The sequence below is a fragment of the Pseudomonas sp. P105 genome (assembly GCF_032614175.1).
GTDB lineage: Bacteria > Pseudomonadota > Gammaproteobacteria > Pseudomonadales > Pseudomonadaceae > Aquipseudomonas > Aquipseudomonas rhizophila.
Genome location: NZ_CP126693.1, coordinates 2236021 through 2251450 on the forward strand (window position 1 = coordinate 2236021; position 15430 = coordinate 2251450).

Annotated in this window: 13 protein-coding genes; all 13 read right to left on the reverse strand. The window is 61.8% G+C overall.

The window, feature by feature from the left end:
- Window positions 1-85: 85 nt before the first annotated feature.
- Window positions 86-1549, reverse strand: coding sequence for an NADH-quinone oxidoreductase subunit NuoN (gene nuoN, locus QOM08_RS10105; RefSeq protein ID WP_047227742.1), 1464 nt, complete (start codon window positions 1547-1549; stop codon window positions 86-88).
- A 7-nt stretch (window positions 1550-1556) separates the two neighbouring features.
- Window positions 1557-3089: an NADH-quinone oxidoreductase subunit M gene (gene nuoM / locus QOM08_RS10110; RefSeq protein WP_047227741.1), complete on the reverse strand. Its 1533-nt coding sequence runs from the start codon at window positions 3087-3089 to the stop codon at window positions 1557-1559.
- 39 nt (window positions 3090-3128) lie between these two features.
- Complete coding sequence (gene nuoL, locus QOM08_RS10115; RefSeq protein WP_316912927.1) at window positions 3129-4982, reverse strand: NADH-quinone oxidoreductase subunit L; 1854 nt, start codon at window positions 4980-4982, stop codon at window positions 3129-3131.
- Entirely contained in the window at window positions 4979-5287 is a 309-nt protein-coding gene (nuoK, locus tag QOM08_RS10120) for an NADH-quinone oxidoreductase subunit NuoK (RefSeq protein WP_044463936.1), read from the reverse strand. The genes nuoL and nuoK overlap by 4 nt, the downstream gene beginning before the upstream one ends.
- 4 nt (window positions 5288-5291) lie before the next feature.
- The gene (nuoJ, locus tag QOM08_RS10125; RefSeq protein WP_047227739.1) at window positions 5292-5792 is read right to left on the reverse strand and encodes an NADH-quinone oxidoreductase subunit J; all 501 of its coding nucleotides are present in this window, start codon (window positions 5790-5792) and stop codon (window positions 5292-5294) included.
- Window positions 5793-5801: 9 nt separating this feature from the next.
- Window positions 5802-6350 carry an NADH-quinone oxidoreductase subunit NuoI gene (gene nuoI, locus QOM08_RS10130; protein ID WP_047227738.1) on the reverse strand — a complete coding sequence of 183 codons (549 nt, stop codon included), beginning with the start codon at window positions 6348-6350 and terminating at the stop codon, window positions 5802-5804.
- Window positions 6351-6361: 11 nt separating this feature from the next.
- Window positions 6362-7369, reverse strand: a complete 1008-nt coding sequence (gene nuoH / locus QOM08_RS10135) for an NADH-quinone oxidoreductase subunit NuoH (protein ID WP_047227737.1) — start codon at window positions 7367-7369, stop codon at window positions 6362-6364.
- Window positions 7366-10080: an NADH-quinone oxidoreductase subunit NuoG gene (nuoG, locus tag QOM08_RS10140; RefSeq protein WP_139050650.1), complete on the reverse strand. Its 2715-nt coding sequence runs from the start codon at window positions 10078-10080 to the stop codon at window positions 7366-7368. Before nuoG ends, nuoH begins: the two co-directional genes overlap by 4 nt.
- 138 nt (window positions 10081-10218) lie before the next feature.
- A complete protein-coding gene (gene nuoF / locus QOM08_RS10145) occupies window positions 10219-11577 on the reverse strand; it encodes an NADH-quinone oxidoreductase subunit NuoF (protein ID WP_047227735.1) in 1359 nt (452 codons plus the stop codon).
- The gene (nuoE, locus tag QOM08_RS10150) at window positions 11574-12071 is read right to left on the reverse strand and encodes an NADH-quinone oxidoreductase subunit NuoE (protein ID WP_003203372.1); all 498 of its coding nucleotides are present in this window, start codon (window positions 12069-12071) and stop codon (window positions 11574-11576) included. Before nuoE ends, nuoF begins: the two co-directional genes overlap by 4 nt.
- A gap of 2 nt (window positions 12072-12073) precedes the next feature.
- Complete coding sequence (gene nuoC / locus QOM08_RS10155; protein ID WP_047227734.1) at window positions 12074-13858, reverse strand: NADH-quinone oxidoreductase subunit C/D; 1785 nt, start codon at window positions 13856-13858, stop codon at window positions 12074-12076.
- 72 nt (window positions 13859-13930) lie between these two features.
- Window positions 13931-14605, reverse strand: a complete 675-nt coding sequence (locus QOM08_RS10160; RefSeq protein ID WP_047227733.1) for a NuoB/complex I 20 kDa subunit family protein — start codon at window positions 14603-14605, stop codon at window positions 13931-13933.
- 10 nt (window positions 14606-14615) lie between these two features.
- On the reverse strand, window positions 14616-15029 hold the full coding sequence (locus QOM08_RS10165) for an NADH-quinone oxidoreductase subunit A (protein WP_011062185.1): 414 nt from the start codon (window positions 15027-15029) through the stop codon (window positions 14616-14618).
- Window positions 15030-15430: the final 401 nt, after the last annotated feature.

The following is a 15430-nucleotide window of genomic DNA, read 5'->3' on the forward strand; positions in this document are numbered from 1 at the left end:
CCGAGGCAGGTGACTTCTACAGCCCAAAAAAAAATGCCCGTATCAAGCGATACGGGCATTTTTTGATGCTACTGCGTTCGGGTGATCAACCCGTCAGGCCGGCCTGCTGAACCAGGGTCAGCAACGGCTGCGGGTACACACCGAGGAAGAACGCCAGTACGGCGATAGCCAGCAGCATCACGCCGCCTGCCTTCTGTTCCCAGTGCAACTCGGCATCGTGGCGACGCAGGTTCGGTTCCATCAGGTACAGGGTGACCATGACGCGCAGGTAGTAGAACACGCCGATGGCACTGCCCAGCACCAGGGAGCCGACCAGCCACCATTGGTGAGCCTCGACGCCGGTGGCGATGATGTAGAACTTGCCGATGAAGCCTGCGGTCAGCGGGATGCCGGCCAGGGACAGCATCATCACGGTCAGCACGGCGGTCAGGTACGGACGGCGCCAGAACAGGCCGCGGTATTCGTACAGGGCGTCGGCGTCACGGCCGTTGTACGGCGAGGACATCAGGGTGATCACGCCGAACGCGCCGAGGCTGGTGATCACGTAGGTGACCAGGTACACGCCGATAGCTTCTACCGCCAGGCCCTTGCTGGCGATCAGCGCGATCAGCAGGTAACCGAAGTGGGCGATGGACGAGTAACCCAGCAGACGCTTGAGGTTGCTCTGGGTCAGCGCCAGCAGGTTACCGAACAGAATCGACGCGATGGCAATGATGGTCAGCACGTCACTCAGCACACCGCTGCTGGCCACTGGCGAGATCTGGAACAACCGCACCATCACCGCGAACACTGCGACTTTCGACGCGGTGGCCAGGAACGCCGCCACCGGTGCCGGGGCGCCTTCGTAGACGTCCGGGGTCCAGAGGTGGAAAGGCACCAGCGACAGCTTGAACGCCAGGCCGATCAGCATCATGCCCAGGCCCAGTTGCGCGATCGGGCTAGGCAGGCCGGTGGCCGCCAGGGCCTGACCGATGCCGACGAAGCTCAGGGTGCCGGCTTCGGCGTAGAGCAGGGCCATGCCGAACAACAGGAACGCGGAACCGGCGGCCGACAGCACCATGTACTTGATGCCCGCTTCCAGGGAGCGCTTGTTGAAGAAGGCATAGGCCACCAGACCGTAGACCGGCACCGACAGCAGCTCCAGACCGATGAACAGGCTGGCCAGGTGCTGCGCGCTGACCAGGACCAGGCCACCGGCGGCGGCCATCAGGATCAGCAGGTACAGTTCTTCACGGTTGCCCGGGTAACCCGTACCGCCATCGCCGAGGTAGGCGTGGGCGAGGGTGACGCAGGCGAGGGTGGCGACCAGGATCAGCGCCATGTACAGGCAGGCGAAACTGTCGATCTGCAACAGCGGGGTGACCGCCAGCGGCGCGACTTTCAGGGCCGGCAAAATCGACAGCAGGGCCAGGTTCAGCCCCGCCACCGACAGCAGGAAGGTCTGTGAGTGATTGCGCCGCCAGGCGATCGCCAGCATCACCACGATGATCGTGGCGCTGGTGATCAACAGCGGCGCAAGCGCGATAAAGTGTTGAATCGTGAATTCCATAGCGCTCTTACCGGGCCGAAGCGAGTTGAGAGAAGGCGGTGCCGAGCCACTGCTGCACGCCATGCATCGTGGCGGCAGAGGTGTCGAGGAACGGTTGCGGGTAGACGCCGAGGTAAACCAGCAGCACCGCAAGGCCGAGCACCATGATCAGTTCGCGACCGTCCATGCCGCGCAGCACTTCATCCGACTTGGTCGGGCCGAAGTAGGCGCGGTGGATCATGATCAGCGAGTAGACCGAACCGAACACCAGGCCAGAGGTGGCGATGGCGGTGATCCACGGAGCGCTGACGAACGAGCCGATCAGGATCAGGAACTCGCCGACGAAGTTACCGGTGCCCGGCAGGCCCAGGGACGCCGCGGCGAAGAACAGACTGATGGCTGGCAGGTAAGCGATGCGCGACCAGATACCGCCCATCTCACGCATGTCCCGAGTGTGCAGACGCTCGTACAACTGGCCGCTGAGGATAAACAGTGCCGCAGCCGACAGGCCGTGGGCCAGCATCTGGATCACCGCGCCTTGCAGGGCCAACTGGCTGCCGGAGTAGATCCCGATCAGCACAAAGCCCATGTGCGAAACACTGGAGAAGGCAATCAGGCGCTTGATGTCGGTCTGGGCGAACGCCAGGAACGCACCGTAGAAAATCCCGATCAGACCCAGGGTCATGGCAATCGGCGCGAACTCGGCCGAGGCATTGGGGAACAGCGGCAGGGCGAAGCGCAGCAGGCCGTAGGCGGCGGTCTTGAGCAGGATACCGGCCAGGTCCACGGAACCTGCGGTCGGCGCCTGGGCGTGGGCGTCCGGCAGCCAGGAGTGGAACGGCACCACCGGCAGCTTCACCGCGAAAGCGATGAAGAAGCCCAGCATCAGCACATACTCGGTGGTGCGCGACATCTGCACTTTCAACAGGTCGGCGTAGTTGAAGGTAATCACGCCGGTGTTGTTGAAGTTGACCAGCACCAGGCCAAGGATCGCCACCAGCATGATCAGGCCGGAAGCCTGGGTGAAGATGAAGAACTTGGTCGCCGCGTAGATCCGGGTTTTCTTGCCGTCCGAAGAACTGTGACCCCAGAGCGCGATGAGGAAGTACATCGGCACCAGCATCATTTCCCAGAAGAAGAAGAACATGAACAGGTCCAGCGCCAGGAACACGCCAACGACACCGCCCAGGATCCACATCAGGTTCAGGTGGAAGAAACCGACGTGACGCTGGATCTCTTTCCAGGAGCACAGGACCGAGAGGATACCCAGCAGGCCGGTCAGCAGGATCATCAGCAGCGACAGGCCGTCGAGAGCCAGATGCACGCTGATACCGAAGCGTTCGATCCAGATGTGCTTGAACTCAAGCGCCCAGGTTGGATCGGCGCCAGGGGCCGGAGCAAATGAATAGTCGCCGGTCGCCCAGAGCCAGAGGCCGAGTGCGAGTTCCAGGGACATGGTCAGCAGCGCAATCCAGCGCGGGAGGGTGGAGCTTGAACGCTCCGCCATCCAGCACAGCAGGCCGCCGATGAAGGGGATCAGGATTAGCCAGGGCAGAATCATGACGGGCTCGTTTCCTTTCGCAAGTTCGCAAGGTTCATATCAGACCGCTACCAGCACGATGGCGCCGATAACCAGCACGGCGCCAGCCGCCATGGAAGCCGCATACCAACGCAGTTGACCGGTCTCGGTACGGCTCAGGGCAGTGTGGCCGCCCTTGGCCATGCGCGGGATCAGGCCAATGGTCTGGTCGAGCGGGTCTTTGCGCAGAATGTGGCTGATCGCAAGGTATGGCTTGACGAACAGTTTGTCGTAGATCCAGTCGAAGCCCCAGGCAGCGAACCACCAGGTCGAAAGGAATCGCCCGATGCCGCTGTTGGCGATCGCCGTGACGAAGCGACGCTTGCCCAGGAACAGCAGGGCGGCCAGCAGGATACCGGCCAGGGCGATGGCGCCCGAAGCGATTTCCAGGCTGTGCTTGGCGTCGCCGCCGGCATGGCCGACGCTTTGCGGCAGGACATCGGCCAGCGGTGGCGTGATCATTGCGCCGACGAAAGTCGACAGCACGATCAGCACCGACAGTGGCAGCCAGTGGGCAATGCCGTAGCCAGCGTGGGCTTCGGTCTTGGCTTCACCGTGGAACGCGATGAAGATCAGGCGGAAGGTGTAAAGCGAGGTCATGAACGCACCCACCAGGCCGGCATAGAGCAGACCCTGGTTACCGCTGGCGAACGCTTCCCAGAGGATCTCGTCCTTGGAGTAGAAACCGGCGGTGACCAGTGGCAGGGCCGCCAGGGCCGCGCCGCCGACGATGAAGCTGGCGTAGGCCAGTGGCAGTTTCTTCCACAGGCCGCCCATCTTGAAGATGTTCTGCTCGTGGTGGCAGGCAACGATCACCGCACCGGAAGCAAGGAACAGCAGCGCCTTGAAGAAGGCGTGGGTCATCAGGTGGAAGATCGCGCCTTCCCAGGCGCCGACGCCCAGGGCCAGGAACATGTAGCCGATCTGGCTCATGGTGGAGTAGGCGAGGATACGCTTGATGTCGGTCTGGACCAGGGCTGCGAAACCGGCCAGCACCAATGTCACGCCACCGACGATGCCGACCAGGTGCAGGATGTCTGGCGCCAGGGCGAACAGGCCGTGGGTACGGGCGATCAGGTAGACACCGGCGGTCACCATGGTTGCGGCGTGGATCAGTGCCGAAACCGGGGTAGGACCTGCCATCGCATCCGCCAGCCAGGTCTGCAGCGGCAGTTGCGCGGATTTACCGACAGCGCCGCCCAGCAGCATCAGGGTCGCCAGGACGATCCAGAAGTCGCCGGCCTGGAAGTGCTGCGGAGCACGTACCAGCAGTTCCTGGATGTTCAGGGTGCCCAGTTGCTGGAACAGGATGAACAGGCCGATGGCCATGAACACGTCGCCGATCCGGGTCACGATGAACGCCTTGAGCGCCGCGTTACCGTTGTTGCGGTTGCGGTAGTAGAAACCGATCAACAGGTATGAGCACAGGCCCACGCCTTCCCAGCCGAAGTACAGGAACAGCAGGTTATCGCCGAGCACCAGGAACAGCATGCTGGCGATGAACAGGTTGGTGTAGGCGAAGAAGCGCGAGTAACCGGCTTCGCCGCGCATGTACCAGGAGGCGAACAGGTGGATCAGGAAACCCACGCCGACCACCACGCCCAGCATGGTCACCGACAGGCCATCCAGGTACAGGGCGAAGTTCGGCGTGAAGCCTTCCACCGCCATCCACTGCCACAGCACCTGCACGTACGCGCCACCTTCAGGCGGGGCGACGTTGAACTGCCAGATCACGTAGGCCGTGACGATGGCAGACAGGCCGATGGACCCCACGCCAACCAGCGCCGAAAGGTTTTCCGACCAGCGTCCACGAGAGAACGACAGCAGCAGGAAACCGATGAGGGGAAATACGAAAGTCAGAAAGAGTAGGTTCATCCGCGCATCTCGCTGGCAGCGTCGATATCGAGAGTGTGGAAGCGGCGATACAGCTGCAACAGAATCGCCAGGCCGATACTGGCCTCAGCGGCTGCCAGGCTGATCACCAGGATGAACATGACTTGTCCATCCGGCTGCGCCCAGCGAGCGCCCGCGACGATGAAGGCCAGGGCGGAGGCATTCATCATGACCTCCAGGCTCATCAGCACGAACAGAATGTTGCGGCGGACCATCAGGCCGACCAGACCGAGGCAGAACAGGATGCCGGCAACCGCCAGACCATGCTCGAGAGGGATAGCAGGCATGTGATTACTCCTTCGCCTCGTTACGGCCCAAATGGAACGCCGTGACGGCTGCGGCAAGCAGCAGCATCGAGGCGAGTTCGACCACCAGCAGGTACGGACCGAACAGGCTGATGCCCACGGCCTTGGCGTCTACGGTGGTGTGGCCGATGGCCTGGCCGCTCTGGTGAGCGAACAGTACATACAGCAGTTCACCCAGCAGCAGCGCGGCGAGAATCACCGGCCCCGCCCAGATGCCCGGCTTGAGCCAGGAGCGTTCTTGCTGCACCGAGGCCGGGCCCAGGTTCAGCATCATCACCACGAACACGAACAGCACCATGATGGCGCCGGCGTAGGCGATCACTTCCAGCGCACCGGCAAACGGCGCACCGAGGCTGAAGAAGGTCATGGCCACGGCGATCAGCGAGATGATCAGGTAGAGCAGGGCGTGCACAGGGTTGGTGTTGGTGACCACTCGAAGCGTGGAGACCACCGCGATACCCGATGCGAAATAGAAAGCGAATTCCATCTTTCTTCCTTAAGGCAGCAAGCTCTTCACGTTGATCGGTTCGGCTTCATTTTGCGCGGCGCCTTTTGGCTTACCGGCAATGGCCATACCTGCAACACGATAGAAGTTGTAATCAGGGTTTTTACCGGGACCGGAAATCAGCAGATCTTCTTTCTCGTACACCAGGTCCTGACGTTTGAACTCGGCCATTTCGAAATCCGGCGTGAGCTGGATCGCGGTGGTCGGGCACGCTTCCTCGCAGAGGCCGCAGAAAATGCAGCGCGAGAAGTTGATACGGAAGAAGTCCGGGTACCAGCGACCGTCTTCGGTTTCGGCTTTCTGCAACGAGATGCAGCCCACCGGGCACGCTACGGCGCACAGGTTGCAGGCCACGCAGCGTTCTTCGCCGTCGGGGTCGCGGGTCAGGACGATGCGGCCGCGATAACGCGGCGGCAGGTAGACCGCTTCTTCAGGGTATTGCAGGGTGTCGCGCTTGCGAAAGCCATGGCCGAAGATCATGACCAGGCTTCGCAGTTGGGTACCGGTACCCTTAACGATGTCGCCAATATATTTGAACATGGGTCAAATCCTCACTGAACCGCGGCCGCAGGCGTGTTCATCAACACGATCGCAGCGGTCACCAGCAAATTGATCAGGGTCAGCGGCAGGCAGAATTTCCAGCTGAAGTCCATCACCTGGTCGTAGCGCGGGCGCGGGATCGAGGCGCGCAGCAGGACGAACAGCATGATGAAGAACGCGGTCTTCAGGGCGAACCAGACGAAGGACAGTTGCGGCAGGATGCCGAACGGACCGTGCCAGCCACCGAAGAACAACGTCACCAGCAGTGCCGAGATCAGGATGATGCCGATGTATTCACCGACGAAAAACATGCCCCATTTCATGCCGGCATATTCGATGTGATAACCGTCGGCCAATTCCTGTTCCGCTTCCGGTTGGTCGAAGGGGTGACGGTGAGTCACGGCCACGCCGGCCACGAAGAAGGTACAGAAACCGAAGAACTGCGGAATGATGAACCACAGGTTCTGGGCCTGGTACTCGACGATGTCGCGCATGTTGAACGAGCCGGCCTGGACCACCACGCCCATGAGCGCCAGGCCCATGAACACTTCGTAGGACACGGTCTGGGCCGAGGCCCGCAGGCTGCCCAGCAGGGCGAACTTGTTGTTGCTCGACCAGCCGGCGAACAGCACCGCATACACCGACAGACCCGCCATGGCGAAGAAGAACAGCAGGCCGATGTTCAGGTCCGCCACGCCCCAGGTCGGGGTGATCGGGATGATCGCGAAGGCGATCAGCAAGGCGCTCATGGCCACGACCGGTGCCAGGGTGAAGATCACCTTGTCGGCAAACGGCGGCGTCCAGTCTTCCTTGAAGAACATCTTGATCATGTCGGCGGCGATCTGGAACATGCCGAACGGGCCGACGCGGTTCGGACCGTAACGGTCCTGCCACCAGCCCAGCAGGCGACGTTCGACGAAACTCAGCAGCGCACCGCAGACCACCACGGCCAGCAGAATCACGATGGCCTTGAGAACCGTCAGGATCACGTCGATCACTTCAGGGGTAAACCAGCTCATTGCGCTGCCTCCTGCAGACCGTCGACGGTTTTGCCGAATATCGCCGGTGGAATACCCGCCAGGCCGGCCGGAAGGGCCACCAGGCCGGCGCCCAGTTCTTCATTGATGCGCAGCGGCAGACGCAAGGTCTGGCCCGCGACGTTCAGGCTCAGCAGGGCACCGTCGTTGACGCCCAGGCGATCGGCTTCGGACTTGGCCAGCGACACGTAGGCGGCCGGGATGCGTTCCTGGACCGGAGCGGCTTTGGAAGAGTTCTCTTCACTGCCGAACAGGTGATGGAACGGTACGACCTGCCAGGTGCCCGGTGCCGGGTTGAAGGCGCGCGGCACGCTGGCGAACCAGCTCAGGCCATCGCCCTGGCTTTCGATCAGGCGAGTGCCCGGATCACCGGCACGCAGGTGACCGCCGACTTCGTCCTGGAACTTGTTCCAGGCTTGCGGCGAGTTCCAGCCCGGCGACCAGGCGAACGGCACTTGCGAGCGCGGTTCGGCGGAGCCCGAGTAACCTTCCATGGAGAACGAGAACGCAGTGTCGTTGTCCTGGGAGGTCCGTGGTTCGTGGACGCTGATGTCGGCGCGCATCGCGGTGCGACCGGAGTAGCGCAGCGGTTCGCGGGCCAGCTTCAGGCCCTTGATGCGGAACGCGGCCGATGGCGCGGCATCGACGATGCGAGCCAGTTGCGGGCTGCTCGAAGCGACGGCGGCGGTGACATGGTCCAGTTGCGTCCAGTCGATCGGCTGGTTCAGCAGGGTGGCGCGCAGGGCATGCAGCCAGCGCCAGCCTTCATGGACCAGGATGCTGGCGTCCAGGTAAGTCGGGTCGAACACCTGGAAGAAGCGCTGGGCGCGACCTTCCTGGCTGACCAGCGTACCGTCGCCTTCGGCGAAGCTCGCCGCCGGCAGCACCAGGTGGGCGCGGTCGGTGGTGGCGGTTTTCTGGTGGTCGGCAACGATCAGCACTTTCGCGGCATTCAGGGCAGCGTCCACCCGGGCCTTGTCAGTGCGGGTGTACAGGTCGTTTTCCAGCACCACGATGGCGTCGGCGCTGCCGTCGATCACCGCTTGCAGGGCCGCGTCCAGCGACTCGCCACCGAGCATGGCCAGGCCGAGGCTGTTGGCTTCCGGCACGATCAGGCTGATGGAACCGTTCTTCTCGCGCAGCTTCAGCGCCTTGGCGATGTTGGCGGCGGCTTCGACCAGTGCCTTGGAACCCAACGAGGTGCCGGCAATGATCAATGGGCGTTTGGCCGCGAGCAGGGCGTCGGCGATACGCTGGGCCAGCGCGGCCGCTTCACTGTCCAGACCTTCGACGGCCGGGGCGCTGGCGTCCAGGGCGTGGGCTACGGCGAAACCGATGCGCGCCAGGTCGTCAGGGGCGGCGTGGACGCATTCTTCGGCGACGTCGTCGAGCTTGGTTTCAGCCAGGCTGGCAATGAACAGGGGGTTCAGCGCGTGCTGGCCGATGTTCTTCACGGCGGCATCGAGCCATGGCTGCACGCGCATGGCGTCGGCCATGTCTTCAGCCTTGCCCTTGACCGACTGGCGCAGGGCCAGGGCCATGCGCGCGGCGGTCTGGGTCAGGTCTTCACCCAGGACGAACACCGCGTCGTGGTCTTCGATGTCACGCATCGTCGGCACGGGCAGCGGGCTGTCCTTGAGCACTTGCAGCACCAGGCGGATGCGCTCCAGCTCACCGGCTTCGATGCCACTGTAGAAGTGCTCGGCGCCGACCAGTTCACGCAGCGCGTAGTTGCTTTCCAGGCTGGCCCGTGGCGAACCGATACCGACGATGTTGCGCCCGCGCAGCAGTTCGGCGGCCTTGTCCAGCGCTTCGTCCAGGCTCAGCTTGGCGCCGTTGGCGAGCAATGGCTGGCGCGGACGATCCTTGCGGTTGACGTAGCCATAGCCGAAACGGCCACGGTCGCACAGGAAGTACTGGTTCACCGAACCGTTGAAGCGGTTCTCGATGCGACGCAGTTCGCCGTAGCGTTCGCCCGGGGAGATGTTGCAACCGCTGGAGCAGCCATGGCAGATGCTCGGCGAGAACTGCATGTCCCACTTGCGGTTGTAGCGCTCGGAGTGAGTCTTGTCGGTGAACACACCGGTCGGGCAGACCTCGGTGAGGTTGCCGGAGAACTCGCTTTCCAGGGTGCCGTCTTCAACGCGACCGAAGTACACGTTGTCGTGGGCGCCGAACACGCCCAGGTCGGTGCCGCCGGCGTAGTCCTTGTAGAAACGCACGCAGCGGTAGCAGGCGATGCAGCGGTTCATCTCGTGGGAGATGAACGGGCCCAGTTGCTGGTTCTGGTGGGTGCGCTTGGTGAAGCGATAACGGCGCTCGTTGTGGCCGGTCATCACCGTCATGTCTTGCAGGTGGCAGTGGCCGCCTTCCTCACAGACCGGGCAGTCGTGAGGGTGGTTGGTCATCAGCCATTCGACGACGCTGGCGCGAAACACTTTCGCTTCTTCGTCGTCGATGGAGATCCAACTGCCGTCGGTGGCGGGGGTCATGCAGGACATGACGATCCGACCACGCTTGTCGTTTTCGTCGGTGTACTGCTTGACCGCGCATTGGCGACAGGCGCCTACGCTGCCAAGGGCGGGGTGCCAGCAGAAATAAGGGATGTCGAGGCCCAGGGACAGACATGCCTGTAACAGGTTGTCTGCGCCATCGACTTCGAGCTCTTTGCCGTCTACGTGGATAGTGGCCATGGTTCAAAGTTCTTCGTTGGCCCGGTGTCAGCGGGCGTGGCTAATGGAATCTTGTTATTCGTCCGAATCCAAACAGCCTTCAAAGGCGTCATCGGACGAAAGGCGAAGGGCACGGACCCTTCGCCTTTTAAAGCGTCGTTACGCGCCGACCATGGTCGGCGTGACCACCTGATTGAGATCGCCTGCGCGCGTTGGCGCGATGCCGGCCTCGAATTCAGAGCGGAAGTATTTGATCGCGCTGCCCAACGGCTCCACGGCACCCGGTGCATGAGCACAGAAGGTCTTGCCCGGGCCGAGGAAACCCACCAGACCCAGCAGGGTCTCGATGTCGCCGGCCTGGCCTTCGCCGTTTTCAATGGCGCGCAGCAGCTTGACGCTCCACGGCAGACCATCGCGGCACGGTGTGCAGAAACCGCACGATTCACGGGAGAAGAATTCTTCCATGTTGCGCAGCAGGGAAACCATGTTGACGCTGTCGTCCACCGCCATGGCCAGACCGGTACCCATACGGGTGCCGACTTTGGCGATGCCGCCGGCGTACATTTGTGCGTCCAGGTGTTCCGGCAACAGGAAGCCGGTGCCGGCGCCGCCGGGCTGCCAGCACTTGAGCTTGTAACCGTCGCGCATGCCGCCGGCGTAGTCTTCGAACAGCTCGCGGCCGGTGACGCCGAATGGCAGTTCCCACAGGCCCGGGTTCTTGACCTTGCCGGAGAAGCCCATGAGCTTGGTGCCCATGTCTTCGCTGCCGTCGCGGGCCAGGGATTTGTACCAGTCCACGCCGTCGGCAATGATCGCCGGCACGTTGCACAGGGTCTCGACGTTGTTCACGCAGGTCGGCTTGCCCCACACGCCGACGGCGGCAGGGAAGGGCGGCTTGGAACGCGGGTTGGCGCGGCGGCCTTCCAGGGAGTTGATCAGTGCGGTTTCTTCACCGCAGATGTAGCGCCCGGCACCGGTGTGGACGAACAGCTCGAAATCAAAGCCCGAACCCAGGATGTTCTTGCCCAAGAGGCCAGCGGCCTTGGCTTCTTCCACGGCACGGTTCAGGTGCTTGGCGGCGGTGGTGTATTCGCCGCGCAGGAAGATGTAGCCACGGTAGGTTTTCAACGCACGGGCACTGATCAGCATGCCTTCGATCAGCAGATGGGGCAGTTGCTCCATCAGCATGCGGTCTTTCCAGGTGTTGGGCTCCATTTCATCCGCGTTGCACAGCAGATAGCGGATGTTGATGGACTCGTCCTTGGGCATCAGGCCCCACTTCACGCCAGTGGGGAAGCCCGCACCGCCGCGACCCTTGAGGCCGGAGTCTTTGACGGTCTGGACGATGTCGTCCTGGGCCATCTCGCTGAACGCCTTGCGCGCGGCGGCGTAGCCATTCTTGGCCTGGTATTCGTCCAGCCATACCGCTTCGCCGTCGTCACGCAGACGCCAGGTCAGGGGATGGGTTTCGGCCGAACGCTGGATGCGGTTGGCGGGCCCGAAGGAAGTCAGGGTCATACGTAGCCCTCCAGCAGTTTGGCGACGCCGTCAGGCTGGACGTCACCGAAGGTGTCGTCGTCGATCATCAGCGCCGGGGCCTTGTCGCAGTTGCCCAGGCAGCACACCGGCAGCAGGGTGAAGCGCCCGTCTGCGGTGGTCTGGCCCAGGCCGATGCCCAGCTTGTTCTGGATCTCACCGACCACGGACTCGTGGCCGCCGATGTAGCAGACCATGCTGTCGCAGACGCGAATGATGTGGCGACCCACTGGCTGGCGGAAGATCTGGCTGTAGAAGGTGGCAACACCTTCGACGTCGCTGGCCGGGATGCCGAGGATCTCGCCGATGGCGTAGAGCGCGCCGTCAGGCACCCAGCCACGTTCCTTCTGAACGATCTTCAGGGCTTCGATCGACGCCGCGCGCGGGTCTTCGTAGTGATGCAGCTCGTGCTCGATGGCCGAGCGCTCGGTTTCGCTGAGGGCGAAACGGTCTGTCTGGATAAGCGTGCTATTCATGCTTAGCGGTCCACGTCGGCCATAACGAAATCGATACTACCCAGGTACGCAATCATATCCGCGACCATGCTGCCTTTGATCACCGAAGGGATCTGCTGCAGGTGTGGGAAGCTTGGGGTGCGAATCCGGGTGCGGTAGCTCATGGTGCCGCCGTCGCTCGTCAGGTAATAACTGTTGATGCCCTTGGTCGCTTCGATCATCTGGAAGGACTCGTTGGCCGGCATGACCGGGCCCCACGAAACCTGCAGGAAGTGCGTGATCAGGGTCTCGATGTGTTGCAGCGTGCGCTCTTTGGGCGGCGGCGTGGTCAGCGGGTGATCCGCCTTGTACGGGCCTTCCGGCATGTTGCGCATGCACTGGTCGATGATCTTGATGCTCTGGCGCATCTCCTCGACGCGCACCATGCAGCGGTCATAGGCATCACCATTGACTGCCAGCGGTACTTCGAATTCGAAGTTTTCGTAGCCGGAGTAAGGGCGCGCCTTGCGCAGGTCGAAGTCGCAACCGGTGGAACGCAGGCCCGCACCGGTGACACCCCATTCCAGGGCCTCTTTGGTGTTGTAGGCGGCGACCCCGATGGTACGGCCCTTGAGGATGCTGTTCTGCAAGGCGGCCTTGGTGTATTCGTCCAGGCGCTTGGGCATCCATTCGACGAAATCCTTGACCAGCTTTTCCCAGCCCCGCGGCAGGTCGTGGGCAACCCCACCGATGCGGTACCAGGCCGGGTGCAGGCGGAAACCGGTGATGGCTTCGATCACCGTGTAGGCCTTCTGGCGGTCGGTGAAGGTGAAGAACACCGGGGTCATGGCGCCAACGTCCTGGATGTAGGTACCCAGGAACAGCAGGTGGCTGGTGATCCGGAAGAACTCGGCCATCATGATGCGGATGACGTCGACCTTTTCCGGCACCTTGATCCCGGCCAGTTTCTCGACCGAAAGCACGTACGGCAGGTTGTTCATCACGCCGCCGAGGTAATCGATGCGGTCGGTGTAGGGAATGTAGCTGTGCCAGGACTGGCGCTCGCCCATTTTCTCGGCGCCACGGTGGTGGTAGCCGATGTCCGGGACGCAGTCGACGATCTCTTCGCCGTCCAGCTGCAGGATGATGCGGAATGCACCGTGGGCCGAAGGGTGGTTCGGGCCCAGGTTGAGGAACATGTAGTCCTCGTTCGCCCCGGAGCGTTTCATGCCCCAGTCTTCCGGCTTGAAGCGCGCGGCTTCTTCCTCGAGCTGTTGCTTGGCCAGGGACAGGCTGAACGGATCGAACTCGGTGGCGCGGGCCGGGAAGTCCTTGCGCAGCGGGTGACCTTCCCAGGTCGGCGGCATCATGATGCGCGTCAGGTGCGGGTGGCCGGGGAAATCGATCCCGAACATGTCCCACACTTCACGTTCGTACCAGTTGGCGTTCGGCCAGATACCGGTCACGGTCGGCACGCTGAGGTCGCTCTCGGACAAGGCGACCTTGATCATCACGTCACTATTACGTTCGATCGACATCAGGTGATAGAACACGGTGAAATCGACGCCGTCGGGCAGCCCTTGACGCTTGGTGCGCAGACGCTCGTCCACGCCATGCAAGTCATAGAGCATGACGTACGGCTTGGGCAGGTTGCGCAGGAAAGTCAGGACTTCGACGAGTTTGGCGCGGGCAACCCAAAGCACCGGCATGCCGGTGCGGGTCGGCTGGGCGGTGAACGCCTCGGGGCCAAAACGGTTGTTCAGTTCGACGACCACATCCTGGTCGTCTGCCTTGTAAGGCGGGATGTACAGAGCACTGCCTGTAGTCATGGTTATTTATCGCTTTCGGTCAACGTAAAGAATGAAGCCAGGTTCTCGTTTCTTATGCAGAGCAGAGCTGGATCAGACTTCGTCGGGGCTGCGCAGGTTGGTGACTGCGATACGCTGTTCGCGACGCTGTTCCTTTTGCGATGGCATCTCGGCGCGATAGACGCCTTGATCACCAACGACCCAGGACAGTGGGCGACGCTCCTGGCCAATCGACTCCTGCAACAGCATCAAGCCTTGCAGGAAAGCTTCAGGGCGAGGCGGGCAGCCAGGCACGTAGACGTCCACGGGCAGGAACTTGTCCACCCCTTGAACGACGGAATAGATGTCGTACATGCCACCGGAGTTGGCGCACGAACCCATGGAGATAACCCACTTCGGTTCGAGCATTTGCTCGTAGAGACGCTGGATGATCGGCGCCATCTTGATGAAGCAGGTCCCGGCAATAACCATGAAATCCGCCTGGCGCGGCGATGCCCGGATCACCTCGGCGCCAAAGCGCGCGATGTCGTGGGGCGCCGTGAAGGCGGTGGTCATTTCCACGTAGCAGCACGAAAGGCCGAAGTTGTACGGCCACAGGGAGTTCTTGCGACCCCAGTTGACCGTGTTGTTCAGCACGTCTTCGAGCTTGCCCATGAAGATGTTTTTGTGGACTTGATCTTCTAACGGATCGGAAACGGTTTCCCGCTCGCCAATCGGATACTGCTCGTTAGGAGCATCGGGGTCGATCCTGGTGAGATTGTATTGCATTGCCAAAGCCTCATTGTTTCAGCTTCGCTTGCCGCTTACGACGACCTTCCGGAGCCCAATCAAGAGCCCCCACCCGCCAAAGGTAGACAAGACCTGCCAACAGAATTGCTATGAAAACGAGAGCTTCGACGAATCCGGTCCAGCCGCTTTCGCGGACGGACACAGACCATGCAAAGAGAAAGAGGGCTTCGATATCGAAGATCACGAAGAGCATCGCGACCAGATAGAATTTGGCTGAGAGCCGCAAGCGGGCGCCACCGGTAGGCAGCATGCCGGACTCGAACGGTTCATTTTTGCTGCGGCCCCAGGCTTTTGACCCGAGCAGGCTCGACACGCCGAGCATGAAGGCACACAGGCCGACAACGCCCAGAAGGAAAATGGCAAAGCCCCAGTTGTGGGCCATGAGTCCTGTCGCTTCGGGCATGCTGGAAATCCTTAACAGAGAGCAAAGGTCTCTGAGCTTGAAAAGAAATAACGCAGTGACGATATGTCGCAGCAATCAATCGCGGTGATTTTATGGCTAAACACCGGGCAAGTAAAATTCCTATAGCGAAATTATTTATTGGAATAAGCACATAGCGTACCTCCAGGACCCTGCGGCCCCGGCCCCGTGGGCGTTGGCCGGCTGTTGATCAATAATATTTCGTGCGGAATGCAACAATGATAATGGCTTTCAAATGATAATTATTATTATCTGTGGCGGCCTTTCAGCTACGCACTTAGTGTTGTGTCCGAGGGGCAGCCTTACATTGCCGCTACTGCAATTGTCAGCGTCGGACGTTTTACTCCTTTTCGGACTGCCCAATACTGCGTTCGATCAATTTT

Coding starts and splice junctions, on each gene's coding strand:
- nuoN (WP_047227742.1), bottom strand. CDS start 1,549: ATGGAATTCACGATTCAACACTTTATCGCGCTTGCGCCGCTGTTGATC.
- nuoM (WP_047227741.1), bottom strand. CDS start 3,089: ATGATTCTGCCCTGGCTAATCCTGATCCCCTTCATCGGCGGCCTGCTG.
- nuoL (WP_316912927.1), bottom strand. CDS start 4,982: ATGAACCTACTCTTTCTGACTTTCGTATTTCCCCTCATCGGTTTCCTG.
- nuoK (WP_044463936.1), bottom strand. CDS start 5,287: ATGCCTGCTATCCCTCTCGAGCATGGTCTGGCGGTTGCCGGCATCCTG.
- nuoJ (WP_047227739.1), bottom strand. CDS start 5,792: ATGGAATTCGCTTTCTATTTCGCATCGGGTATCGCGGTGGTCTCCACG.
- nuoI (WP_047227738.1), bottom strand. CDS start 6,350: ATGTTCAAATATATTGGCGACATCGTTAAGGGTACCGGTACCCAACTG.
- nuoH (WP_047227737.1), bottom strand. CDS start 7,369: ATGAGCTGGTTTACCCCTGAAGTGATCGACGTGATCCTGACGGTTCTC.
- nuoG (WP_139050650.1), bottom strand. CDS start 10,080: ATGGCCACTATCCACGTAGACGGCAAAGAGCTCGAAGTCGATGGCGCA.
- nuoF (WP_047227735.1), bottom strand. CDS start 11,577: ATGACCCTGACTTCCTTCGGGCCCGCCAACCGCATCCAGCGTTCGGCC.
- nuoE (WP_003203372.1), bottom strand. CDS start 12,071: ATGAATAGCACGCTTATCCAGACAGACCGTTTCGCCCTCAGCGAAACC.
- nuoC (WP_047227734.1), bottom strand. CDS start 13,858: ATGACTACAGGCAGTGCTCTGTACATCCCGCCTTACAAGGCAGACGAC.
- QOM08_RS10160 (WP_047227733.1), bottom strand. CDS start 14,605: ATGCAATACAATCTCACCAGGATCGACCCCGATGCTCCTAACGAGCAG.
- QOM08_RS10165 (WP_011062185.1), bottom strand. CDS start 15,029: ATGCCCGAAGCGACAGGACTCATGGCCCACAACTGGGGCTTTGCCATT.